The 24100-nt window shown below is 39.4% G+C and carries 22 protein-coding genes and 1 riboswitch; of the genes, 13 read left to right on the forward strand and 9 right to left on the reverse strand.

All coding sequences use genetic code 11. From position 1 onward, the window contains the following. Nucleotides 1-93: 93 nt before the first annotated feature. Nucleotides 94-603 carry a single-stranded DNA-binding protein gene (locus DV434_RS01500; protein WP_118785430.1) on the forward strand — a complete coding sequence of 170 codons (510 nt, stop codon included), beginning with the start codon at nucleotides 94-96 and terminating at the stop codon, nucleotides 601-603. A 69-nt stretch (nucleotides 604-672) separates the two neighbouring features. On the opposite strand, the gene DV434_RS01505 is transcribed toward DV434_RS01500, so the two are convergent. Further along, nucleotides 673-2535, reverse strand: a complete 1863-nt coding sequence (locus DV434_RS01505; RefSeq protein ID WP_118785431.1) for a monovalent cation:proton antiporter-2 (CPA2) family protein — start codon at nucleotides 2533-2535, stop codon at nucleotides 673-675. 122 nt (nucleotides 2536-2657) lie between these two features. Between DV434_RS01505 and DV434_RS01510 the strand changes: the two genes are divergently transcribed. From DV434_RS01510 to nrfD, 7 genes are all read left to right on the forward strand, one after another. Continuing rightward, on the forward strand, nucleotides 2658-3110 hold the full coding sequence (locus tag DV434_RS01510) for a DUF441 domain-containing protein (protein WP_118785432.1): 453 nt from the start codon (nucleotides 2658-2660) through the stop codon (nucleotides 3108-3110). Beyond that, nucleotides 3111-3485 carry a DUF423 domain-containing protein gene (locus DV434_RS01515; protein WP_118785433.1) on the forward strand — a complete coding sequence of 125 codons (375 nt, stop codon included), beginning with the start codon at nucleotides 3111-3113 and terminating at the stop codon, nucleotides 3483-3485. It begins immediately after the preceding gene. Then, nucleotides 3482-7393 carry an ATP-dependent RNA helicase HrpA gene (hrpA, locus tag DV434_RS01520; protein ID WP_118785434.1) on the forward strand — a complete coding sequence of 1304 codons (3912 nt, stop codon included), beginning with the start codon at nucleotides 3482-3484 and terminating at the stop codon, nucleotides 7391-7393. The genes DV434_RS01515 and hrpA overlap by 4 nt, the downstream gene beginning before the upstream one ends. Before the next feature lie 283 nt (nucleotides 7394-7676). Continuing rightward, nucleotides 7677-9176 carry an ammonia-forming nitrite reductase cytochrome c552 subunit gene (gene nrfA / locus DV434_RS01525; RefSeq protein WP_239992762.1) on the forward strand — a complete coding sequence of 500 codons (1500 nt, stop codon included), beginning with the start codon at nucleotides 7677-7679 and terminating at the stop codon, nucleotides 9174-9176. A 76-nt stretch (nucleotides 9177-9252) separates the two neighbouring features. Next, nucleotides 9253-9903, forward strand: a complete 651-nt coding sequence (gene nrfB, locus DV434_RS01530) for a cytochrome c nitrite reductase pentaheme subunit (RefSeq protein ID WP_118785436.1) — start codon at nucleotides 9253-9255, stop codon at nucleotides 9901-9903. Beyond that, on the forward strand, nucleotides 9900-10577 hold the full coding sequence (nrfC, locus tag DV434_RS01535; RefSeq protein ID WP_005642716.1) for a cytochrome c nitrite reductase Fe-S protein: 678 nt from the start codon (nucleotides 9900-9902) through the stop codon (nucleotides 10575-10577). Before nrfB ends, nrfC begins: the two co-directional genes overlap by 4 nt. Next, nucleotides 10574-11539 (forward strand): cytochrome c nitrite reductase subunit NrfD, encoded by a 966-nt coding sequence (gene nrfD, locus DV434_RS01540; RefSeq protein WP_065246644.1) that lies wholly within the window; start codon nucleotides 10574-10576, stop codon nucleotides 11537-11539. Before nrfC ends, nrfD begins: the two co-directional genes overlap by 4 nt. Nucleotides 11540-11624: 85 nt before the next feature. Here the strand turns inward: nrfD and DV434_RS01545 are convergent, their stop codons facing one another. The 4 genes from DV434_RS01545 to serB form a co-directional block, all read right to left on the reverse strand. Then, on the reverse strand, nucleotides 11625-12170 hold the full coding sequence (locus DV434_RS01545) for a YggT family protein (protein ID WP_118785437.1): 546 nt from the start codon (nucleotides 12168-12170) through the stop codon (nucleotides 11625-11627). Next, nucleotides 12170-13117, reverse strand: a complete 948-nt coding sequence (gene corA, locus DV434_RS01550; RefSeq protein WP_005629627.1) for a magnesium/cobalt transporter CorA — start codon at nucleotides 13115-13117, stop codon at nucleotides 12170-12172. The genes DV434_RS01545 and corA overlap by 1 nt, the downstream gene beginning before the upstream one ends. Before the next feature lie 294 nt (nucleotides 13118-13411). Continuing rightward, nucleotides 13412-13903, reverse strand: coding sequence for a YajQ family cyclic di-GMP-binding protein (locus tag DV434_RS01555; protein ID WP_005629625.1), 492 nt, complete (start codon nucleotides 13901-13903; stop codon nucleotides 13412-13414). A 17-nt stretch (nucleotides 13904-13920) separates the two neighbouring features. Further along, nucleotides 13921-14865: a phosphoserine phosphatase gene (serB, locus tag DV434_RS01560; protein ID WP_118785438.1), complete on the reverse strand. Its 945-nt coding sequence runs from the start codon at nucleotides 14863-14865 to the stop codon at nucleotides 13921-13923. 56 nt (nucleotides 14866-14921) lie between these two features. Between serB and DV434_RS01565 the strand changes: the two genes are divergently transcribed. The 5 genes from DV434_RS01565 to DV434_RS01585 all read left to right on the forward strand — a co-directional run bounded on the left by DV434_RS01565 (nucleotide 14922) and on the right by DV434_RS01585 (nucleotide 19495). Next, nucleotides 14922-15560, forward strand: coding sequence for a YtjB family periplasmic protein (locus tag DV434_RS01565; RefSeq protein ID WP_118785439.1), 639 nt, complete (start codon nucleotides 14922-14924; stop codon nucleotides 15558-15560). A gap of 111 nt (nucleotides 15561-15671) precedes the next feature. Continuing rightward, the gene (tkt, locus tag DV434_RS01570; protein WP_118785440.1) at nucleotides 15672-17669 is read left to right on the forward strand and encodes a transketolase; all 1998 of its coding nucleotides are present in this window, start codon (nucleotides 15672-15674) and stop codon (nucleotides 17667-17669) included. 62 nt (nucleotides 17670-17731) lie between these two features. Further along, nucleotides 17732-18400, forward strand: coding sequence for a CsgG/HfaB family protein (locus DV434_RS01575; RefSeq protein ID WP_046939142.1), 669 nt, complete (start codon nucleotides 17732-17734; stop codon nucleotides 18398-18400). A 10-nt stretch (nucleotides 18401-18410) separates the two neighbouring features. Further along, nucleotides 18411-18821 (forward strand): DUF4810 domain-containing protein, encoded by a 411-nt coding sequence (locus tag DV434_RS01580; RefSeq protein ID WP_118785441.1) that lies wholly within the window; start codon nucleotides 18411-18413, stop codon nucleotides 18819-18821. Next, the gene (locus DV434_RS01585; protein ID WP_118785442.1) at nucleotides 18818-19495 is read left to right on the forward strand and encodes a DUF799 domain-containing protein; all 678 of its coding nucleotides are present in this window, start codon (nucleotides 18818-18820) and stop codon (nucleotides 19493-19495) included. The genes DV434_RS01580 and DV434_RS01585 overlap by 4 nt, the downstream gene beginning before the upstream one ends. Nucleotides 19496-19548: 53 nt before the next feature. Here DV434_RS01585 and bioB read toward each other — a convergent pair whose 3' ends face one another. From bioB to thiB, 4 genes are all read right to left on the reverse strand, one after another. Next, the gene (gene bioB / locus DV434_RS01590) at nucleotides 19549-20553 is read right to left on the reverse strand and encodes a biotin synthase BioB (RefSeq protein WP_065250338.1); all 1005 of its coding nucleotides are present in this window, start codon (nucleotides 20551-20553) and stop codon (nucleotides 19549-19551) included. Nucleotides 20554-20673: 120 nt separating this feature from the next. Then, nucleotides 20674-21321: a thiamine ABC transporter ATP-binding protein gene (gene thiQ, locus DV434_RS01595; protein ID WP_118785443.1), complete on the reverse strand. Its 648-nt coding sequence runs from the start codon at nucleotides 21319-21321 to the stop codon at nucleotides 20674-20676. Continuing rightward, nucleotides 21305-22921: a thiamine/thiamine pyrophosphate ABC transporter permease gene (gene thiP, locus DV434_RS01600; RefSeq protein ID WP_118785444.1), complete on the reverse strand. Its 1617-nt coding sequence runs from the start codon at nucleotides 22919-22921 to the stop codon at nucleotides 21305-21307. Before thiP ends, thiQ begins: the two co-directional genes overlap by 17 nt. Before the next feature lie 4 nt (nucleotides 22922-22925). Continuing rightward, a complete protein-coding gene (gene thiB / locus DV434_RS01605) occupies nucleotides 22926-23924 on the reverse strand; it encodes a thiamine ABC transporter substrate binding subunit (RefSeq protein WP_118785445.1) in 999 nt (332 codons plus the stop codon). Between the two features lie 51 nt (nucleotides 23925-23975). Continuing rightward, nucleotides 23976-24063: riboswitch (TPP riboswitch) on the reverse strand. Nucleotides 24064-24100: the final 37 nt, after the last annotated feature.

The following is a 24100-nucleotide window of genomic DNA, read 5'->3' on the forward strand; positions in this document are numbered from 1 at the left end:
TATCTGTGCAAATATCCAGTTAAAATATATAGATCTTTTGAAAAATTTCAGGCAAAATAACCGCACTTTTTTAGATAAAAAATGAGGTTTTTTATGGCTGGAGTTAATAAAGTCATTATTGTTGGTCATCTAGGCAATGATCCTGAAATTCGTACTATGCCAAATGGCGATGCCGTAGCAAATATTAGCGTAGCGACCAGTGAAAGCTGGAACGACCGCAATACTGGCGAGCGCCGTGAAGTAACAGAGTGGCACCGTATTGTATTCTATCGTCGTCAAGCGGAGATTTGCGGTGAATATTTACGCAAAGGCTCTCAAGTATATGTGGAAGGTCGTTTAAGAACGCGTAAATGGCAAGATCAAAATGGTCAAGATCGTTACACTACAGAAATTCAAGGCGATGTAATGCAAATGCTTGGTGCGCGCAATCAAAACACAGGTGGTTACCCTAGTGATATGGGAGGAGCTGCACCACAACCCTCTTACCAAGCTCGTCAAACTAACAATAGTGGTAATTATCAATCATCTCGTCCAGCGCCACAACAAGCTGCACCACAGGCTGAGCCACCAATGGACGGATTCGATGACGATATCCCGTTTTAATTCAAACGGACTCAAAACAAAAAGGAAGCAATTTGCTTCCTTTTTTAGTTGAAATGCATTGAAATCATTTTAAGAATTATTATTTGACGTTTCTTCAGATTCCTCAATCAATATTCCTGCTGTTTCATCATTTAATGCCTGAGCATCGACATGAGGTTTAATGAATGGTTTTGGCGTCCAATATTTTTTCAAGATTTCATTAGAAAAACCATGCAGAACTTCCTCATTTAAACGTTCTTGATCCAATGCTCGCACTTCTTTAATGACTTCATCGGCTTCAATCTTATCAATACCAAGTTTCATTAATGTTGCTTGACTAAGGGCAATGGCAGATTCAAAAGTTTCACGCACAATAAAATCCACATCTTGCTTAATTAGGCTTACTGTCGTTTTTCTATCATAAGTGCGGGTTAAAATCGGCAAGTTTGGATAAGCCCCTTTAAGTTGGCTCACAATCGTTTCAATGCGATCTGTATCATTAATACCAATCACGACACATTTAGCTTTTTCAATTCCCGCGGCGTAAAGTACATCCAAACGAATACCATCACCATAATAGACTTTAAAACCAAATTTTGCCGCAGCACGGATATTTTCTATATTACGATCAATCACTGAAACACTGATGCCACGGATTAATAATGTTTGACATACGATCTGGCTAAAGCGGCCAAAACCAATTACAAGCACGTTATCTTCTAAATCATCAATAGGGGATAGATCGCTCGTATCTGGTTGATTCGCTGATTTTCTCTCCCCAGATTGCGCTAATTTACGAGTAATTTGTGTAATAAATGGAGAAAACAACATGGAAATAATTACCGCTGCAGTAAAAGTGGCATTTTCATGGTTGCTCATTACGCCTGCTGTCGTTGCGGCAGAGAAAAGTACGAAAGCAAATTCACCACCGTGTGCCAAGAGTGACATTCTTCCCACTGCTTCTCTATGTTCTAAGCGAGTGATTCGGGCTACGACATAAACGGAAAGCCCTTTGCCAATAATGTAAAGGAATACAATTCCGAGTAGTAATAACCAGTGATTAAACACTAACCTCAAATCCAATGACATACCCACGCCCATAAAAAACAGACCAAGCAATAAACCACGAAATGGCTCGATATCCGCTTCTAATTGATGGCGGAACGAAGACTCTGACAGCATAACGCCCGCTACAAATGCCCCCATTGCCATTGAAAGTCCACCTATTTCCATAGCTAATGCTGCGCCAAGTACAACTAATAAAGCCGCAGCAGTCATCATCTCGCGAATATGTGCTTTAGAAATTAATCGGAATAACGGATTCATTAACCATTTACCCGCAACAATCAAGCCGATTACTGCCCCTAATGCGATGCCGATTGACATCCAATCGGTATGAGTGCTTTCTTCAGAATGAGGCGCAAGAAATGCCACTGATGCCAGTAATGGCACAATAGCAATATCTTCAAAAATTAAAGTCGAAATAATTCGCTGACCTTTAGATGTGCTGGTAATGCAACGCTCTTCTAGAGTTTGCATCACAATGGCGGTTGAAGAAAGTGTAAATCCCATGCCGGCTATAAACGCAACTTCTTTCGGTAAATCAAGTAAATAAATCCCCGCAAAAGTAAGCAATACACCACACCCCCCAACTTGCAACAAGCCCCGACCAAAAATTGCTTTTTTCATAGACCAAAGCCGTTCAGGGTGCATTTCAAGCCCAATAATGAACAAGAACATCACGACACCCAATTCAGCCAAATGCACGACTGAAGCCGGATCTTGAATAACACCGAATACTGAAGGACCAATCATACAGCCCGCCACTAAATACCCAAGCACGCTACCAAGCCCTAGGCGTTTAAATAACGGCACAATAGTCACGCTCGACGCAAGCAAAATTACGGTTTTAATCAGATCTGAATCAGCAAAGTGGGCAACAGCATTTGACATAGGCATTCTCGAATAAGGGGAAATATAGCTTACATTCTAGCTTGTTTTTACTAAATAAAAAAACACATCGATAACTTAAACTTGATATAATTCGTCACAATTTTTCACCGCACTTTTCAAGTATGTCGTTACAATTCAATATGATCGCCTTATTACTGGTGATTTTAATTATTCTCGGGTTACTCAGTCATAACAGCGCAATTACCATTTCTGCTGCCGTATTACTTATCATGCAGCAAACTTTTTTATCTTCTCATATTCCTTTGCTCGAAAAATATGGCGTTAAAATTGGTATCATTATTTTAACCATTGGAGTTTTAAGCCCCTTAGTTTCAGGAAAAATTCAGTTGCCTGATTTATCAGGTTTTCTTAGTTGGAAAATGGCATTTTCCATTTCCGTTGGTGTGCTTGTGGCATGGCTTGCCGGCAAAGGTGTGCCTTTAATGGGCGAACAACCCATTTTAGTCACTGGCTTGCTTATCGGCACAATTATTGGTGTAGCATTTTTAGGTGGAATTCCTGTTGGTCCACTTATTGCTGCAGGTATATTAGCTTTACTTTTAGGGAAAATTTAAATGAAAAACAAATACCTCACTCTTGCTGCTTTAAGCGGTTTCTTCTGTGTCGCACTAGGCGCATTTGCAGCTCATGGTTTAAGCCATGTATTAGAAGCTAAAGCATTATCATGGATTGATACGGGTTTAAAATATCAAATGTTCCATACTATTGCAGTACTTGCCGTTGCATTATCTGCTTTGCGTGACAACAAATTCGCCCGATTATCCATGTCTTCTTGGTTAATTGGAACCTTATTATTTAGCGGAAGTTTATACGCACTTGCTTTCGAAACAAGCAATGTAATTGTATGGATTACGCCTATTGGCGGCACTTTATTTTTCATCGGATGGATTAGCTTAGCTTACGGAAGTTTCAAAAGTAAATCGCTATGAAAAACAGCTCGGTAAAACACACATTAACTCCCTTACAACAATCTCTTTTTTCTCAATTAAATGACATTATGCTGGTGGATCAACGTCACTTATCTGCCCGCATTCATGGTATTGGAAAAATAAAAAGCCAAGAGGCTCAACAAGCCGTTGCAGATGAAATCCAACAGCAAATTGAACAAGCTAGATTACGTGTAGAACAACGGAAAAGTGCGGTACAAAATCCTATTGTTTTTCCAGAAAGCTTGCCCGTTAGCCAACGCAAAGTCGAAATTCAAAAACTGCTTTCTGAACATCAGGTCATTGTGGTAGCAGGGGAAACGGGATCGGGTAAAACCACGCAGTTGCCGAAGATGTGTTTGGAATTAGGTTTCGGCAATTTAGGCATGATTGGTCATACTCAACCACGCCGTATTGCCGCTCGTTCGGTGGCTGCACGTATTGCTGAAGAACTGGAAACGGAACTTGGCGGTTTAGTTGGTTATAAGGTTCGTTTTAACGATCAAATCAGTGATGATACACAAATCAAATTGATGACTGACGGGATCCTGTTAGCGGAAATTCAAAACGATCGTTTTCTCAATCAATATTCTTGTTTGATTATTGACGAAGCCCACGAACGTAGCCTAAATAACGATTTTATTCTCGGTTATCTGAAACAGCTTTTACTACGTCGTCGTGATTTAAAACTTATCATCACATCCGCGACTATTGATGTAGAACGTTTTTCTAAACATTTCAACAATGCCCCGATTATTGAAGTCTCGGGCAGAACCTATCCTGTTGAAGTACGTTATCGTCCCGTAGTGGAAGAAGACGATCAAGATCAGCTACAAGGCATTCTCAACTCAGTGGATGAACTGCAAGCGGAAGGCCGTGGTGATATTTTGATTTTTATGAACGGTGAGCGTGAAATTCGCGATACGGCCGAAGCTTTACAAAAACAAAATCTAAAACACACGGAAATTCTACCGCTCTTTGCACGCTTGTCTGCGCAAGAACAAAATAAAATTTTCCATCCGAGCGGATTAAATCGCATCGTGTTGGCGACCAACGTCGCGGAAACTTCATTGACCGTGCCGGGCATTAAATATGTGATTGACCCAGGTACTGCGCGAATTTCCCGTTATAGCTATCGCACCAAAGTACAACGTTTACCGATTGAACCTATCTCGCAGGCATCTGCTAATCAGCGTAAAGGTCGTTGTGGTCGTGTGAGTGAAGGGATTTGCATTCGTTTATATTCGGAAGAGGATTTTAATTCTCGTCCGGAGTTTACCGATCCTGAAATTCTGCGCACCAATTTAGCCTCCGTTATTTTACAAATGACAGCATTGGGTTTGGATGATATTGAAGCTTTCCCATTTGTCGATGCACCAGATAAACGCCATATTCAAGATGGGATAAAACTGTTGGAAGAATTAGGTGCGTTTGAAATGGTTCGCACTAAAGCGGGCGAGAAACGTCAATTAACGGCAGTAGGCCGTCAATTAGCTCAACTCCCTGTGGATCCACGTTTAGCGAAAATGTTATTGAGTGCTGTCTCACTAGGTGCGTTGCATGAAGTGATGATTATTGTCGCTGCTTTATCCATTCAAGATCCTCGCGAGCGTCCACAAGAAAAACAGCAAGCTTCTGATGAAAAACATCGTCGTTTTGCCGATAAAAAATCAGATTTCTTGGCATTCTTAAATCTTTGGCGTTATCTACAAGAACAACAAAAAGAATTGAGTAAAAACCAATTCCGTCGTCAATGCCAAAAGGATTTCTTAAATTATTTACGTATTCGCGAATGGCAGGATATTTATCATCAAATTCGTTTAACCGTGCGTGAAATGGGCTTGCCGATTAATTCTGAAAAAGCAGAATATCAGCAAATTCATACCGCACTTTTAAGCGGTTTGCTTTCTCATATCGGTTTAAAAGAAGCGGAGAAACAACAATATCTTGGCGCACGTAATGCCCATTTTGCAATTTTCCCCAATTCTGTACTTTTCAAAAAACAACCGAAATGGGTGATGGCGGCAGAGTTAGTGGAAACCTCCAAACTTTGGGGGCGTATGGTGGCGGAAATCGAGCCAGAATGGATTGAGCCACTTGCCGAGCATCTAATTAAAAAATCCTATTCCGAACCGCGTTGGTCGAAATCTCGTGGGGCGGTGATTGCAGATGAAAAAGTGACGCTTTACGGTGTGCCGATTGTGGCTGCACGACCAGTGAATTACGGTGCTATTGATCCAACGGTAAGCCGTGAGATCTTTATTCAATCTGCCTTAGTGGAAGGGGATTGGAATACCAGACATAAATTCTTCAAAGAAAATCAACGACTCGTTCGAGAAGTGAAAGAGTTGGAACACAAAAGTCGCCGCCGTGATATTTTGGTGGATGATCGCACGCTTTTTGAATTTTACGATCAACGTATTGGCACGGAAGTAGTTTCCCAAAAACATTTTGATACCTGGTGGAAAAGGGCGCAGCAAAAAGATCCTGAATTACTTAATTTTGAACGTTCATTCTTGATTAATGATGATGCGGAACAAGTGAGCAAGCTGGATTTCCCGAATTTCTGGCATCAAGGCAATTTGAAATTCAAATTAACTTATCAATTTGAACCCGGTACCGATGCGGATGGGGTGACCGTGCATATCCCGTTGCCGTTGCTCAATCAAGTGGAAATGACAGGCTTTGACTGGCAAATTCCAGGCTTGCGTGAAGAATTGGTGATTGCGCTGATTAAATCCCTGCCGAAATCTTATCGTCGTAACTTCGTGCCGGCACCCAATTATGCTCAAGCTTTTTTAAGTCGTGCGGTGCCGTTGGAAAAACCGTTATTAGATACGCTGATTTATGAATTGCGTCGTATGACGGGCGTTACCGTAGAAACGGAACATTGGAATTGGGAACAAATTCCAAGCCATTTGAAAATGACGTTCCGCGTGGTGGATGAAAACGGCAAGAAAATTGCCGAATCCATGAATTTGGACGAGCTGAAATTTAACTTAAAAGATCGTGTGCAGGAAAGTATTTCTGCTGTGGCAGATGATGGCATTGAGCAAAGCGGGCTGCATATTTGGAGCTTTGCAGATTTACCACAATGTTACGAACAAAAACAACGTGGTTTCAGCGTCAAAGCGTTCCCAGCCATCGTAGATGAAAAAGATGCAGTAGGTATCAAACTGTTTGAAACAGAGTTTGAGCAAGCAGTAGCAATGCGACAAGGTTTGCGCCGCTTATTGTTGCTCAATGTACCTTCACCGATTAAATATCTGCATGAAAAATTGCCGAATAAGGCTAAATTGGGTCTGTATTTTACCCCGTTCGGTCGTGTGTTGGATTTGATAGATGATTGCATCGCTTGTGCGGTGGATAAACTGATTGCCGATTTTGGTGGTTTTGTTTGGGATGAAGCAGGTTTTGAAAAATTGCGTGATTTTGTTCGAGAAAACCTTAATGAAGTGACCGTGGATATTGCGCAGAAAGTGGAGCAAATCCTATCCCTTAACCATGCCTTAAACCAACGTTTAAAAGGTAAAATGGATTTCACCATGGCCTTTGCCTTTTCTGATATTAAGGCGCAATTAACCGGGCTGATTTATCCAGGTTTTGTGCAAAAGAGCGGTTATGATCGCCTACCGGATTTACAGCGTTATCTGCAAGCCGTTGATAAACGTATTGATAAACTGGCTCAAGATGTAAATCGAGATCGTGCCGCGATGCTACGCGTAGAACAGGTACAACAGGCTTACCAACAACTTCTTGCCAAGCTCCCGAAATCCAAACCGATTTCTGATGAGGTTGCGGAAATTCGTTATATGATTGAAGAATTACGAGTCAGTTTATTTGCTCAACAGCTAGGAACAAAATATCAAATATCGGATAAAAGAATAGCAAATATTATTAGTCAATATTAATGATAATAATACTCAAAATTAAGGCGGCATAAACCGCCTTAATTTATTCCAAATAACGCATACCTCTTTGTAAGTATTTTAAGAAATAATGTTGATCAATCTCACATTTTTTAATTCTGCGAGTAGAAAAACTTTTTTCTTTTGGTATCTTACGCGCGAATGAATCTATATCCACATATTCTTTGTGGGATTAAGAATAATTCTCAACTTTCTATTTAACCTAACCTTTTTATTACAACAAATGGAGTGATTATCGTGAACGCATTCAAAAAAAAGCCTCATTGTGGCAGCGTCTTTCGCGAGTTTAAGCTTATTTAACTCAGCGGTAGCTGATATGGTTTATAAGCCATTAGAACAACCTGTTGAACCAGTAAAACCAGATTTGAAAATTGAATCTGTAAATGAAAAATTTGCAGAAAAATATCCAAATCAATATAACAGCTGGCGTTCAACTGCAAACGGCAACGGCGAAAAAATTATTTATGCCGATGAAGAAAACCCACGCCTAATTGTACTTTGGGGCGGTTATGCGTTTGCAAAAGAATATAACGCACCACGTGGTCACTTTTATGCGGTTACGGATGTACGTAATATTCTGCGTACTGGTGCACCAAAAACTGCAAATGATGGTCCACAACCAATGGCATGTTGGACATGTAAAGGCCCTGATGTTCCACGTTTAATTGCAGAATGGGGTGAAAAAGATTATTTCAATGCGAAATGGGCAAAAGGTGGTCCAGAAATCGTGAACTCAATCGGTTGTGCTGACTGTCACGATACGACTTCTAAAGATTTTGCAGAAGGCAAACCAGCATTACGTATTGCTCGTCCACATGTGCTACGTGCATTAGATCACTTAAATAATGCAGTTCAAGCTAAAGCAAAAGCTGAAGGTAAAACCACACCTAACTTAAGTTTTAATACGGCAGAACGTACCGAAAAACGTGCAGAAATTTGTGCAAACTGCCATGTAGAATACTACTTCGCAGGCGACATTAAACAAGTAACCTTCCCTTGGGATAAAGGTCAAACCGTTGATGATATTGAAAAATATTACGATGAAATCGGCTTCAGCGACTGGACTCATAGCCTTTCTAAAGCACCAATGTTAAAAGCTCAACACCCTGACTTTGAAATTTGGTCTTTAGGTATGCACGGTAAAAACGGTGTAACTTGCGTAGACTGTCACATGCCAAAAGTACAAGGTAAAGACGGTAAAGTTTATACTGACCACCAAATCCAAAATCCATTCGATGCATTTGACCGCACTTGTGCAAACTGTCACGATCAAAGCAAAGAAAAATTACGCGATATTGTCACTTCACGTAAAAAAGAAGTGAAAGATGTAATGGGTCGTTTAGAAGAGCAAGTTGTTAAAGCTCACTTTGAAGCGAAAGCGGCTTGGGATGCAGGTGCAACTAAAGAAGAAATGGAAGCGGCATTAATGGATATTCGTCATGCTCAATGGCGTTGGGATTATGCTGCAGCAAGCCACGGTGGCCATATGCACGCACCTGAAGTCATGCTTCGTGTATTAGGTTCTGGCTTAGATAAAGCAGCGGATGCTCGTACTAAACTTGCAGCAATCTTAACTAAACACGGTGTGAAAACTCCAGTTCAAATCCCAGATATTTCAACAGCTGACAAAGCATGGAAAGTAATGGGTATTGATATCGAAAAAGAACGCAAAGCTAAAGAAGAATTCTTAAAAACTGTGGTACCACAATGGGAACAACAAGCTAAAGAAAAAGGCTTATTAGTTGATCCACCAGCACAAAAATAAATGAAAAATCCACCGCACTTTTAAGTGCAAACTGGAAAGTGCGGTGATTTTCAAGGTCAAATTTGAGGTAACCCAAATGAATTTAACTTCTTTAATCAACAAATCTGCAAAAGCGTTAGCGTTAAGTGCGGCATTTGTAGCAGCGCCATTTTTGGCTCATGCTGATGATGCACAAAAACCTGCGGATCATTTTACTTATGAACCGCAATTAGATAACCAACGCGATCCAAATCAATATTGTGCTAAATGCCATAAATTCGACAAAGTAGATAAAAGCCAAACTGTAGATCAGTCTGGTGGAGAACTCCACTTTGGTAAATTCCATGGCGCGCACTTAGATAAGAAAAATCCAAATAACGGTAAAGCAATTACTTGTGTAAGCTGTCATGGTAACGTTTCTGAAAACCACCGTCGTGGTGCTAAAGATGTCATGCGTTTTGAAGGGGATATTTTCGGTAATAAAAAACCGATGTATTCAGTTCAAGAACAAAACCAAGTTTGTTTTGCTTGTCACCAACCTGACAAACTTCGTGAAAAACTATGGGCGCATGATGTACACGCGATGAAATTACCTTGTGCAAGTTGCCATACTCTTCACCCTAAAGAAGATGCAATGAAAGGTATTCAACCAAAACAACGCGTTAAACTTTGCGTAGATTGCCATGGTGAACAACAAAAACGTAAAGCTGAACAAGATAAACTAACCGAACAAAAGGATAAACAATGACAGCCTGCTCACGCCGAAACTTTGTTTCCGGCATGGGGGCAGTGATCCTTATGACGGGAACATCTTTACCTTCTTTTTCGAAAGAAGACAAGGCGGATAAACCTAAACGTTACGCAATGATACACGATGAAAATTCGTGTATCGGCTGCACAGCCTGTATGGATGCATGCCGTGATGTAAACCAAGTGCCAGAAGGCGTTTCTCGCTTAGAGATTCTACGCAGTGAACCTTACGGTGAATTTCCAAATCAGGAATATGAGTTCTTCCGTCAATCTTGCCAACATTGTACAAACGCACCTTGCGTAGCAGTTTGTCCAACTGGTGCATCTTTTATTGATAAAGAGACTGGCATTGTAGATGTACATAAAGATTTATGCGTTGGCTGCCAATACTGTATAGCAGTTTGCCCATATCGTGTACGTTTTATTCATCCAGTACATCGTACCGCAGATAAATGTAACTTCTGCCGCGATACAAATTTAGCCAATGGTAAACAACCAGCTTGTGTGGAAGCTTGTCCAACCAAAGCATTAACCTTTGGCGACATGAATGATCCAATGAGTGCAGTTTCACGTAAAGTGAAAGAAAAACCGGTTTATCGCACTAAAGTGGAGTTAGGTACACAACCAAACTTGTACCACATTCCATTCCAACATGGGGAGCCTAGAAGATGACATTAGATTATCCAGTTCCATTTCATACGCCTAATCTAGTGTGGGATTCTACCATTGCGATCTACTTGTTCTTATTGGGGATCTCATCTGGTGCGGTACAGTTAGCAATTGCGTATAAACGCAGCAATAAAATAGAAAATCTAAGCCAAAACTGGATTATTCGATCTGGGGTAATTTTAGGATCTGTACCAACATTAATTGGTTTAACACTATTAATTTTCCACTTGGCTCGACCTTGGACATTCTGGAAATTGATGTTTAACTATCAATTTAATTCCGTAATGTCGATGGGGGTCATGCTATTCCAAATCTATATGTTGTTTTTAGTGATTTGGGGAGTGGTGATTTTCAAAAAAGAAATCGAAGCATTAATTAATCGCTTTATGCCAAAACTGCAATTTGTGATGAAACTCATCGGTATTGCAGAACGTATTGCAAGTCCAGTCGAAGTTATTCTTTTCGTATTGGCTGCAGTGCTTGGTGCATACACAGGGTTCTTACTTTCTGCATTGATCAGCTATCCAATGTTGAATAACCCAGTATTACCAGCATTATTCTTAGCTTCTGGTACATCATCTGGTATTGCTGCAACCTTCTTAATTATCTTGATTGCAGGAAAATTAAAAGGTGATTCTCACGAATCGCACTTCATCCACAAATTTGAAGTGCCAATTATGGTGACAGAGCTTGGTTTGCTTGTGTGTTTCTTCGTTGGCTTACATTTTGGTGGCGGCCAAAAAACAGTTGCGTTACATAATGCATTATCTGGTTTCTGGGGTGCGGTATTCTGGATTGGGGTATTCTTTATTGGTATCTTGATCCCATTAATCGCCAATATGTTTGTTAATGACCGTTTAAAATACAACCGTAACTTTATTATCTTGGTGTCAATTTTTGACTTAATTGGGGTATTCTGTTTACGTTTCTTTGTTTTATATGCGGGACAATTAACAGTAGCATAAATCAGAATTATGTGTATAAGAAAGGCGTATTAATAAATACGCCTTTTTTTCTTATTTAAATTATTATTCAATAACCTACTGGTCTCTAACCAGCAATCATCCAAAGTCCACCTAACATATCAAGCATTAGATTATTTAAGAACAATAAGATAAATACGACGACCATAGGAGAAAAATCAATCATCCCTAATGTTGGTAAGAATCGACGGATTGGTTTTAAAAGTGGTTCTGAGAGTTGATAAAACGCATAAATCACAGGGCTATTACCACGATTAAACCAACTTAAAACAGCGCCAATAAAAAGCACATAAAAAATTGCTAAACCAATGCTTTTCAATACAGTTAATACACCCAATACTAAGAGTACATTTACTGATAAACCAAAATAAATAATACCTTTCAACATACCGATAATAAATACTAACAGTAAAGCAGAAGTATCGATATTTTTCACTGTAGGCGCAATTTTACGTAGAGGTTTTAATACTGGATCAGTCATTTTTACTGCAAATGTTGAAACAGGGTTGTAATAATCCACTCGAGCAAACTGTAACCAAGCTCGTAAGATTAATACAAGTGCATAAAGATTAATAATTGATCCGATAAATAATGCGGTTTGGGATAATTCCATCATAACCATCCTTTTCTTCTAAAATAAATATATGGTGTCAATGCGGCTGCGATCATTAATCCAATTGCCATTGGATAACCATATTTAAAATGTAATTCAGGCATAAAATCAAAGTTCATACCATAAGTGGATGCAACTAATGTTGCAGGAAGGAACATTACAGAAACAACAGAGAAGAATTTCATAATTTTGTTCTGTTCAATATTGATATAACCCATTGCAGCTTGCATTAAAAAGTTTACTTTTTGGAACAATGATTCATTATGCGGCTGTAAAGATTCAATATCTCGTAAGATTTCTCGTGCTTGTTCTAACTGGTTTGTTGGTAAGCGCGTTTTGCGAACCAAGAAACCTAATGCTCGTTGGGTATCCATCAAGCACAAACGAACTTTTGAGCTGGTGTCTTCTTGTTCCGTGAGCGTATTTAATGCCTCATCAAAAGCTTCATCTTGTTTTCCGTTTAAAATAACGCGACTCAACTCTTCCAAATCTGCATAAACATTTTCAATCACGTCCGCTAATTGCTCAATCTTCGTTTCAAATAAATCCAGTAAAACTTCATAGGAATTACATTCTAACAAACGCTGGCTACGTGAACGCATACGATATAAACGGAACGCCGGCAATTCGCGATCACGCAGGGTAAACAAGCGCCCATCGCGAATGGTAAAGGCTACGCTAGCTAGATCGGCGTAGTTGTCTTCATCTTCGCAATAAAAAAATGAATGAAGGTGCAAACCGTCTTCATCTTCAAAGAAACGAGCGGATGCTTCAATGTCTTCTAATTCTAGAAAAGATGCTAAGCTTTGGCCTAAGCCTTCTTGTAGCATTTCACGTTCTTCGCCTGTCGGCTCAAGTAAATCAAGCCAAATGGCAGTATTGAGATCAGTTTGGTCTTCGTCAATGCGGACCAAGCGGGAATCATTGATAGCAAACGCGTTGATCATTTCATACTCCTTATAGGATTATGAACAGCTAACAGTGAACAAATTAAAGAAGAAACGAAAGTACGGTAAAAAATCGCAAAGTTTTCGTTAAGAGATGCCGAAACAACGGTAAATTTACCGGCGAACGCGCGCCGATAATAAAAGGCGGGCGTCTAGAGCGATATTCGGTATCGACTATGACTGTCCAAAGTGTGTGTCCTTCTCGTTAAAAAATCGGGCGAATGTTACGCTTGAAAGCGGTGTTCGTCAAGTTTTATCAAAAAACGATGACAACATTTCGCCCTTATTTAAAAACTAATCTCTAAAATTATTAAATTGGAATGGTTGGCCTAATTCAGCGCCTTTAACAAGTTGAATGACTGCCTGTAAGTCATCGCGTGACTTACCTGTCACACGCACTTGCTCACCTTGAATTTGAGTTTGAACTTTGATTTTAGAATCTTTTACTAATTTAGTAATTTTCTTCGCCATCTCTGTTTCAATACCCTGTTTAAGTTTGATTTCTTTACTATAAAGTTTACCGTGGTGTTCACTTTCTGCGGGAATATCTAAAGAACTGTGCTCAATACCACGTTTAATACAAGATCCAATTAAAATCTCAATTAATTGCTCAAGTTGGAAATCAGATTCTGTGGTGATTTTAATCGTTTCATTTTTTTCATTTAATTCAATGACCGCTTCCACGCCACGGAAATCATAACGCGTGCTAAGCACACGGTTGGCATTTTCCACCGCATTACGGACTTCGTGTAAAGTAATTTCAGAAACAATATCAAAAGATGGCATAGTCTTCTCCCATTTTATTAAATTCTATCATTGGCACTTAAAAGGCATAAAAGTGCGGTTAAGTCGGCGAAGTTTACCACAATTTGCGCTTGTTGTTGCACTTTAGGTTTAGCATGGAACGCAACACCTAGCCCCGCCACATTCATCATTGCCAAGTCATTTGCCCCGTCACCAATAGCAATAGAATATTGTGAATCAATACCGTATTTCTCTAACAAATGTTGCAATGTTTTAGCTTTGTATTGGGCATCAACTACATCGCCTTTAACTAAGCCAGTGAGTTTTCCATCTTCAATATCAAATTGATTTGATGCCGCAAAATCAAGCTGTAATAAGGTTTTCAAATAATCCGCAAAATAAGTAAATCCGCCTGAAGCAATTGCAGTTTTCCAGCCATATTTCTGTAAGGTTTGGATCGTTTCAACTAATCCAGGCATTAGCGGTAAATGCTCTCTAACTTGCTGCAAAATGCTTTCTGGCGCACCTTTTAATGTACCCACTCGACGACGTAAACTTTGCTCGAAATCTAATTCACCTCTCATTGCGCTTTCCGTAATCGCAGAAACAAGTTCGCCGACTCCTGCTAATTTCGCAATTTCATCAATACACTCAATTTGAATAGCGGTAGAATCCATATCCATCACCAACAATCCAGCTTGAGACAATTTAGGGATAAAATCTAATTTAGCAATATCCACTTCAACATCATGAGCAAATTTAATGAAGTCAGCAAACCATTGACCTTTCAATAAAACGACAATATTTTGCTCTACCATCCAAACATCAAAAATCTGAAAATTTTGACCGCACTTTTGTTGAAATTTTTCCAGATTAGTTATGTCCAACTTTGTGCCGTATAAGATAAAAGGTTCTCCGTTCTGTATAGGTTCCTCATTAGCCAAAAGTGTAGTTGGAAATTGTGGGTATTTTTGTGTAATGCTTTTGAAACGTTGAATTTGCATAAAAATCCTGTAAATTGTGGCGACTGAAAAGATTTTAACCGATGTGAGTTGAAAAAGTGCAAATAATTAAAGAAAAACTAATCAAATCAACCATGCTTGCAACGATTATTGTGCTAAGTCTAACTGCACTTGGCGTTATCTTATTTGGTGTGAAGCAATTTAAGCTGAGTTCACAATTTGCTAGCGTAAACCAAGTGGCGAACATCTCACATATTTTGGTTCGTCAACAAGCCAATTTATTTTCAGTTTTACTCACAAACAATGCCAAAACAGAGCAATTAACGGACAATCTTAATCAAATAGTCAAAGAAGACTTTATTTTAGATGCCAGCTTATATGATGGCGAAGGAAAATTACTGGCTCAAAGTCGCGAAATGCTCAATTCACCCGATGCAAACAATCAACAAATTGTAGAGCCACTTTACGCCCAAAGCGGCATTAAAGGATTTTTACGTGTCACCATTGATGCTCAATATACTCAATCTAACCAATCAAAAATTAATCAAATTTTTCACCAATTATATGGTGAGCTTATTATTGTATTTTTACTTGGCGCGGTTATGGCAAGCTCTATTCATTATTTTTTAAGTCACTATCGACGGACTTACCGCAAACACAAAGAGAAAAAAAGTGCGGTAAATTTGAAAGTAAAATCGAGTAGCGCGCGTTTTCACCAGCGTCGCCGTAGAATTTGATTATTGTCACAAACTATTAAATTGAGTGCGGATTTTTGCTAAATTTCCTTCAGAAATAAGGTAGAATGCGCAAGATTATTTTTTCAAAGCGAATTATAACAGGAGAACAAAATGGCAACTCGTAGACAATTAGCCAATGCAATTCGTTTCTTATCAATGGATGCTGTGCAAAAAGCTAAATCTGGTCACCCTGGTGCACCAATGGGGATGGCGGATATTGCTGAAGTATTATGGCGCGACTTTTTAAAACACAATCCGACCAATCCTAAATGGGCTGACCGAGATCGTTTTGTACTTTCTAACGGCCATGGTTCTATGTTGATTTATAGCCTTTTGCATTTAACTGGCTATGATCTTTCTATCGAAGATTTAAAACAATTCCGCCAATTACATTCTAAAACCCCAGGTCACCCAGAATATGGTTATGCGCCTGGTGTTGAAACCACGACAGGTCCATTAGGTCAAGGTATCACTAATGCAGTAGGGATGGCGATTGCTGAGAAAACCTTAGCAGGTCAATTTAACCGTGAAGGCCATGAAATTGTCGATCACCACACTTATGTGTTCTTAGGCGATGGCTGTTTAATGGAAGGGATTTCCCATGAAGCTTGCTCTTTAGCAGGAACATTAGGCCTAGGTAAATTAATCGCATTCTACGATGACAACAACATTTCGATTGATGGTCATGTTGATGGTTGGTTCAGCGATGATACTGCAGCACGTTTTGAAGCTTATGGCTGGCAAGTAATTCGTAATGTAGATGGCCACGATGCAGAACAAATTCGTGCCGCAACCATCCTTGCTCAAGCAGAAAAAGAAAAACCAACCTTAATTATTTGTAAAACGATCATTGGTTTTGGCTCACCAAACAAATCTGCATCACATGATTGTCACGGTGCACCATTAGGCGATGAAGAAATCGCATTAACTCGTAAAGCACTGGACTGGGAATATGCTCCATTTGAAATTCCAGCTGAATACTATGCTGAATGGTCTGCAAAAGAGAAAGGCTCTGCAGCAGAAAAATCTTGGGAAGAAAAATTTGCTGCTTATGCAAAAGCATATCCTGAACTTGCTGCAGAGTTTACACGTCGTGTAAACGGTGAATTACCAGCAAACTGGGCGGCTGAATCCAAAGCGTTCATTGAAAAATTACAAGCAAATCCTGCAAGCATTGCAAGCCGTAAAGCATCACAAAATGCTATTGAAGCTTATGCTCACGTGTTACCTGAATTCTTAGGCGGCTCTGCAGACTTAGCAAGCTCTAACTTAACGTTATGGAGTGGTTCTAAACCAATTCGTGCACATGAAAACGTAGGTGGTAACTACATCAACTACGGTGTTCGTGAGTTTGGTATGTCTGCTATTATGAACGGTATTGCCTTGCACGGCGGTTTCATTCCTTACGGCGCAACCTTCTTAATGTTCTACGAATATGCACACAATGCAGTGCGTATGGCGGCATTAATGAAACAACGCACTTTATTTGTTTATACTCATGACTCGATTGGTTTAGGCGAAGATGGTCCAACTCACCAACCAGTTGAGCAAACCACATCATTACGCTTAATTCCAAATCTTGAAACATGGCGTCCATGTGACCAAGTGGAATCAGCCATTGCATGGCAACAAGCGGTTGAACGTCAAGATGGTCCAAGTGCGTTGATCTTTACCCGTCAAAACTTAGCACAAATGGACCGCACTTCTGCACAATTAGATGCAGTTAAACGCGGTGCTTATGTATTAAAAGACTGTGATGGCACACCTGAGTTAATCTTCATTGCGACAGGTTCAGAAGTGGAGTTAGCAGTGAAAGCAGCAGATGTATTGGCTGCCGAAGGTAAAAAAGTACGTGTCGTTTCTATGCCAAGCACTAACCGTTTTGATAAACAAGATGCAGCTTACCGTGAAAGCGTATTACCTGCAGCAGTAACTAAACGTGTTGCGGTTGAAGCGGGTATTGCAGACTTCTGGTATAAATACGTTGGTTTCAACGGCCGTGTAGTAGGTATGAATAGTTTCGGTGAGTCTGCACCAGCGGATCAATTATTCAAACTCTTTGGTTTCACTGTTGAAAACGTGGTAGCGAAAGCTAAAGAAATTCTTTAAAATGGAAGCTCCTTGATAACTCAAGGAGCTTTTTTATCACTTTATATTATAAGGATTCTGCAATGAAAAAACTCTATCCAATCTTATTATCTGTCAGCGTTTTAGCTTTATCTGGTTGTGCAACCGAGGGTTCTCGTACTGTTGAAGTTCAAAAAGTAACGAGCTATAACACCGCGTATAACGGTGTGAAAGCCCCTATTTCTGTGGGTAAATTTGATAATCGTTCAAGCTATAACAATGGCGTATTCTCTGACGGCGTGGATCAATTAGGTAATCAAGCTAAAACTATTTTAGTGTCTCACTTACAACAATCAGGTCGTTTTAGTGTGTTGGATCGCACCAATATGTCAGAATCGGCGACAGAAGCAAAAATCAAAGGTCAAAAACAAAAATTAAAAGGCGCGAATTATGTGGTGACTGGCGATGTGACTGAATTTGGTCGTAAAACAGTAGGCGATCAGCAATTATTTGGTATTCTAGGTCGCGGTAAACAACAAGTGGCTTATGCAAAAGTAACATTGAATGTGGTGAATACTCAAACTTCAGAAGTGGTTTATTCTGTTCAAGGTGCTGGTGAATATAATCTTTCAAACCGTGAAGTGTTAGGTTTTGGTGGCACCGCAGGCTATGATTCAACTCTTAATGGTAAAGTATTAGATTTAGCCATTCGTGAAGCTGTAAATAACCTTGTTTCTGGTGTTGAATCAGGTCAATGGAAGCCTTCAAATTAAGGATTTTATTATGAATAAACTAAAACTTTTTATTTGCTTATCAGCTGTTGCTGTGGTGACTGCCTGTTCATCAGGCAGTAAACCAAATACATTGTATACTTGGAATGGAGATACCTATCCAACTTCCGTATACCAATATCTAACTCAAGACGGCGATCCACAAGAACAGCTTCAAAAATTAGAAGAAATTGCTCAACTTGATAGCGGTAAAAAAGTACCGCCTGGACTGTATGCACAGATTGGTCTTTTATATGGTCAATTAGGCAATGCTGGCAAAATGGCAGAAGCCTATCAAAAAGAAATGACCTTATTTCCTGAATCAACTCAATATATTAACTTCTTGTTAAATAAAGGAAAAAAAGTGGATGCGAATACAGAAAGCACTGGAAATAAAAAAGTGAAAAAAGGAGCGAAAAAATGAAAAAAATCTCTCTCTATTTGGTAATGGCTTGTACGCTTTTGCTTTCTGCCTGTTCAACAATGAAGCCAACGCCTTATGACTATACGAACTATCAAGAAAGTAAACCGCGTTCTATCTTGGTATTACTTCCTACGGATACAACGAATGATGTTAAAGGTTCTCCTGCTGTGTTGGCACATACAATTTCTCCATTGGCGGAAGAAGGGTATTATGTTTTCCCTCCTGCGCTTGTGTATGAAACTTTTAAACACAATGGTTTAACACAGGCTCAAGAAATCCATAATGTAAATCCACAAAAATTACGCGATATTTTTGGGGCTGATGCAGTTCTTTACATTAATGTAGATGATTACGGTGTGAATTACCAAGTATTTGATAGTGTTACTAAAGTAAGAGTAAGTGGCAAACTTGTTGATTTACGTAGTGGTAAAACCTTATGGGAAGGTAAAGGCTACGCAGACGATGCAGATCGCAATAACAACAGTAATGCCATCGTAATGCTGATTACTGCTGTAGTAAAACAAATTGCGAACAATGTATCAGATAAAGGGTACAAGGTTGCTGCGTGGGCGACAGGAAATATGCTTAATGGACCTTGCAATGGTTGTTTGCTTTATGGTCCGAGACATCCATTGTATGGACAAGATCCACAATTACAGCCTCAACAAAAATAAAAAAGTTAGGGGCTAATCTACATCAACCCCTTAAATAATTAGCTTCTTGATATTCAAGAAGCTTTTTTATTTTCTGCAGTTTCTGGCTCTAAATCTAATTTTGCCATTAATAACTGATCGCCATCTTCTTCTGGGTTACCTGTGACAAGTAATTTATCGCCATAGAAAATAGAATTTGCACCCGCCATAAAACACATCGCTTGCATTTCTTCACTCATGCCACTACGGCCTGCAGAAAGGCGAACATAACTTTTTGGCATGGTAATACGTGCAACAGCAATCGTTCGCACAAACTCTGTCCAATCTAATTCTTCCGCATCGGCTAACGGTGTACCTTCAACCTTAACGAGTTGATTAATCGGTACTGACTCGGGTTGCGGATCAAGATTTGCAAGGCTCGCGATTAATCCAGCCCGTTCTTTACGGGTTTCATTCATTCCCACGATGCCGCCACAACACACTTTTAATCCAGCTTTGCGTACTTTTCCTAACGTGCTAAGGCGATCATCAAAACGTCGTGTACCAATCACTTCTGCATAATGTTCTGGCGCTGTATCAAGATTATGATTGTAATAATCTAAACCAGCTTCTTTTAAATCTTCTGCCATACCGTCTTGCAATAAACCAAAAGTGCCACAGGTTTCTAAACCGAGCGATTTCACTGCCTTAATAATTTCTGTGACTTTCTCAATATCTTTTGGCTTAGGGCCTCGCCAAGCTGCGCCCATACAAAAACGCCCCGCTCCACGCGCTTTCGCAATTTTTGCTTTCGCGACGATCTCATCAACATCTAATAACTGCTGATTTTGTACGCCAGTATGATAACGGGCTGATTGAGGGCAATAACCACAATCTTCTGGGCATCCACCCGTTTTGATAGACATTAACGTGGATAACTGAATCGCTCGAGGATTAAAATGCTTGCGATGAACTTGCGCAGCGCGGTAAACCAATTCCAAAAATGGCGTTTCAAATAACGCCTCAACTTTGCAAACAGACCAATATTCAACGCTTGGATGTGGTGTAATAGAGTTAATTTGTAGTTTTTCAGTTAACATATTTTTCCTTTGAAAGTGCGGTGAATAATAACCGCATTTTTGTATATTATATTTATTCAGTGTATAGGCTAGTATCGATAGCCATTGAATAGATTCATTGATTATAAAGTCTATATAATTTTACGTCTCTTTTTGCAATTGACTTATCTGACCATTCTCCACCAGCAATACTCGATCTATCGTACCAACTAATTCTGATGGTTGGTGAGTAACAAGTAACAATGTCAGATGTTTCTCATCACAAAGTTTGGCAATTAAAGCAAGCATTTCTACACGAAGTTTCTGATCTAATGCCGAAAAAGGCTCATCTAATAACAAGATGGGTTTATCTCGTAACAAACAACGCGCCAATGCCACTCGCTGTTTTTGACCACCAGAAAGAGAATTCGGTAAACGTTGCAAATAATCGCCCAATCCCACAGAACAAGCGACCTGTTCAATTTTTTCCTGTTCAAGTGCGGTTAATTTTAAAGAGGGTTTTAACCCCAACGCAAGATTTTGCTGTACGGTTAAATGAGGAAATAAATTATTTTCTTGAAATAACATGGAAACCGGACGCTCGTAAGGTGCACTACAAGTATGATTTTTATCGTTTAACCAAATTTCTCCTTGATGAGGAAATTCAAATCCAGCGATTAAATTCAATAACGTACTTTTACCCGCACCACTTTCGCCAATAATCGCGACACGCTCGCCAGCATTTACGCTCAAATTAAAGCACATCGGTAAGGTTTTATCGTTCAAAATCACATTATTTAGATAAATCATCAGCATCCCTATGTGTGTGAATAAAGGCAAACAATATGCCACAAAGCAATAATAAAATCCCTGCAGTTACAGCTGCATCTTGATTACGATAATTACCTAGCTGCTGATATAATAAGTGCGGTAGAGAAGTAAACTCTTGATTGCCAAACAATGCAATAGCCGTAAAATCCCCTAACGATAGCGCCAAACCTAAAGCAAAAGCATAGCGCAACGGTGCACGCAAAGTTTGCCACTCAATCAGATAAAAACGCTGCCACCCTACAATTCCCAGACTATTACACAGATTTTCGTAATAACGCATATTGTTATGGAAAGGTGCGCTCAAAATACGTAAAACAAAAGGCATTGCACTTAACGCATTGCAAAATACAACGATAATAAACAAATCAATATTTGAAAAATCACGATCTTGTAATAATAAAAATAATCCCATCGCAAGCACTAAAATCGGGATTGCTAAAATTACCATTCCAGCATTAATAATAAATTGCGAGATTTTCTGATAATGTAACCATTCTAAACGGCGCGATAAAAGCAATAAAGCGATTGCCATCGTTAATGCAAGTAATGCAGATAAAGGTGCGATAGAAAGTGAATAACCTAACGCACGCCAAAGTTGAGAATTATGCCAAACTGTGAGCAAACTTGGTGAACTCAATGTGCTGATAAGAATGTTCAATACTGGCGAAAAAAGGAAAAATACAAAAACCAGTAAGACAAAAACATGGAAAATTTTAACCGCACTTTTAGGCTTCTCAAACCAAGGATTACTATTGCTCAAGCCATTTTGATTAGAGGGCGAAAAACGCGACGTTAAGCTAAATAAAACCAAGCAAAATACAAATTGCAACATAGCAAAAAGAGCAGCTTTGGGCAGATCAAATTCAAATAAAATTGCTTGGTAAATTGCGGTTTCTAATGTTGTATATTGAGGCCCGCCACCTAGCGTAAGAACAACTGTAAAACTGGTGAAGCAAAGCATAAAAATCAAGCTGAATGTGGGCAAACATTGCTGACGAAAAACGGGCCACTCTACCAATTTAACGAATTGCCAACCTTGCAAATTAAGCTGGGCTGCAAGCTGACGTTGCTGATAAGGAATACTTTGCAAACTTTGTAAGAAAAGCTGCGCTGCCAGCGGGATATTGAAAAAAAGATGCGCAATTAAAATACCCGAGAGTCCGTAAATATGCCCCTGCCAAGGCATTCCCAAAAGATTCGCAAACCAAGCTAACCAACCACTTGAACCATAAATGCCGATCAAACCAAAAATTGCCACTAAAACAGGCAAGACGAAAGTTAGCGACATTAATTTTAATAACCACTTTTTTCCTGAGAATGGTTGATAAAACAATGCTCTGGCAAGGAGCAGACCAAAAAAAATAGATAAAACGGTAGAAAGTAAGGCTTGTCCAAAACTGAAAAGAATTAGATGCTGTAGATAATCATCCGTGAACCAAGATCGCCATTGCAATTCATCTCCCAATGCAAAGATCGAACTTAACGCGCCACCATAAAAAAGTGTAATCACGCCAATGACAACAACACCGCCCACATAATGACGAGGGCGGAGTTGTGGATGATGAAATAACGAAAACATCAAACTATTTTGTTAATGTGGTTTGCCAAGTGCTAATCCAATTTTTTAATTGTTCGGCATTCACCATTGGATTAACTGGAGTTTGAGTTTTTTGTTGAGCTTTAAGCGCATCAAAGTGCGGTTCAATTTCACCTTGAATGACTGGCAACATAATATTGGCTGTCACAATATGTTTTTGTGCCGTAGGTGAAATTAAAAATGCCATAAAATCATCCGCACATTGATTTGGATGGTTTGCGACTCGAGCCGCTAATTCCACTTGAGTGATATGTCCTTCCGCAAAATCTGTCGCTGCATAATTATCTTTTTTCTCAAAAAGTTGGTGATAAAGTGGTGATGTGCTGTAACTTAACACTAAATCCGCTTCGCCTTTTAAGAATGCACCGTAAGTATCTGACCAGCCTTTACCCACGGTCACCGTATGCTTATCCAACTCTTTCCAAGCAGATTGAATTTTGTCCGCAGGATAAATTGCATTCATCCAAACCAATAAGCCACGACCCACACTGCTGGTGCGAGGATCTTGATAAATTACACGGATATCTTGGCGTTCAACCAATTCTTTCAAACTTTTCGGCGGATTTTGTAATTTAGTTTTATCGTACACAAAAGCATAGTTACCGAAATCGAAAGGTAAGAAGGTTTTATTCGTCCATTTTGTTGGTAGATCAAGTTGAGTTAAATCTACTTTATTTGGCGCGAAAATACCTGTTTTTTCAGCTTGCTCTAAAACAAAGTTATCTAAACCTAGCACAATATCTGCTTTGGTTTTCTTTCCTTCCAAGCGAACTCGATTGAGTAACACGCCACCACTTTCAAAAGGCGTAAAATTAATAGCGCATTGTGGGTGCGCTTTTTCAAAATCTTGTTTTACTTTTGGACCAGCTCCCCATTCAGAAGTGAAAGAATCATAGCTATATACGTTAACACTTTGCTGTGATTGGGCTAATGCAGCGGTAGAAAAAAGTGCGGTAGAAATTAAGGTTAATTTAAGAAGTTTCATTATTACATCCTTATTTATATCAAAAGGCAGCAATAATGACGGGAAGGAGATAAGGCTGTATTCCTAGTTTCCTACGTCAGTATTAACTGTTTCAGGTTCACGGGTATGATCTCAGCATATTGCACCCCGACTAGGCTTTTTAGTGTATTAAAATTTACTAAGATTGCCAACGGATT

The organism is Haemophilus haemolyticus (genome assembly GCF_003493685.1).
Lineage (GTDB): Bacteria > Pseudomonadota > Gammaproteobacteria > Enterobacterales > Pasteurellaceae > Haemophilus > Haemophilus haemolyticus_O.

Coding starts and splice junctions, on each gene's coding strand:
- DV434_RS01500 (WP_118785430.1), top strand. CDS start 94: ATGGCTGGAGTTAATAAAGTCATTATTGTTGGTCATCTAGGCAATGAT.
- DV434_RS01505 (WP_118785431.1), bottom strand. CDS start 2,535: ATGTCAAATGCTGTTGCCCACTTTGCTGATTCAGATCTGATTAAAACC.
- DV434_RS01510 (WP_118785432.1), top strand. CDS start 2,658: ATGTCGTTACAATTCAATATGATCGCCTTATTACTGGTGATTTTAATT.
- DV434_RS01515 (WP_118785433.1), top strand. CDS start 3,111: ATGAAAAACAAATACCTCACTCTTGCTGCTTTAAGCGGTTTCTTCTGT.
- hrpA (WP_118785434.1), top strand. CDS start 3,482: ATGAAAAACAGCTCGGTAAAACACACATTAACTCCCTTACAACAATCT.
- nrfB (WP_118785436.1), top strand. CDS start 9,253: ATGAATTTAACTTCTTTAATCAACAAATCTGCAAAAGCGTTAGCGTTA.
- nrfC (WP_005642716.1), top strand. CDS start 9,900: ATGACAGCCTGCTCACGCCGAAACTTTGTTTCCGGCATGGGGGCAGTG.
- nrfD (WP_065246644.1), top strand. CDS start 10,574: ATGACATTAGATTATCCAGTTCCATTTCATACGCCTAATCTAGTGTGG.
- DV434_RS01545 (WP_118785437.1), bottom strand. CDS start 12,170: ATGGAATTATCCCAAACCGCATTATTTATCGGATCAATTATTAATCTT.
- corA (WP_005629627.1), bottom strand. CDS start 13,117: ATGATCAACGCGTTTGCTATCAATGATTCCCGCTTGGTCCGCATTGAC.
- DV434_RS01555 (WP_005629625.1), bottom strand. CDS start 13,903: ATGCCATCTTTTGATATTGTTTCTGAAATTACTTTACACGAAGTCCGT.
- serB (WP_118785438.1), bottom strand. CDS start 14,865: ATGCAAATTCAACGTTTCAAAAGCATTACACAAAAATACCCACAATTT.
- tkt (WP_118785440.1), top strand. CDS start 15,672: ATGGCAACTCGTAGACAATTAGCCAATGCAATTCGTTTCTTATCAATG.
- DV434_RS01575 (WP_046939142.1), top strand. CDS start 17,732: ATGAAAAAACTCTATCCAATCTTATTATCTGTCAGCGTTTTAGCTTTA.
- DV434_RS01580 (WP_118785441.1), top strand. CDS start 18,411: ATGAATAAACTAAAACTTTTTATTTGCTTATCAGCTGTTGCTGTGGTG.
- DV434_RS01585 (WP_118785442.1), top strand. CDS start 18,818: ATGAAAAAAATCTCTCTCTATTTGGTAATGGCTTGTACGCTTTTGCTT.
- bioB (WP_065250338.1), bottom strand. CDS start 20,553: ATGTTAACTGAAAAACTACAAATTAACTCTATTACACCACATCCAAGC.
- thiQ (WP_118785443.1), bottom strand. CDS start 21,321: ATGATTTATCTAAATAATGTGATTTTGAACGATAAAACCTTACCGATG.
- thiP (WP_118785444.1), bottom strand. CDS start 22,921: ATGTTTTCGTTATTTCATCATCCACAACTCCGCCCTCGTCATTATGTG.
- thiB (WP_118785445.1), bottom strand. CDS start 23,924: ATGAAACTTCTTAAATTAACCTTAATTTCTACCGCACTTTTTTCTACC.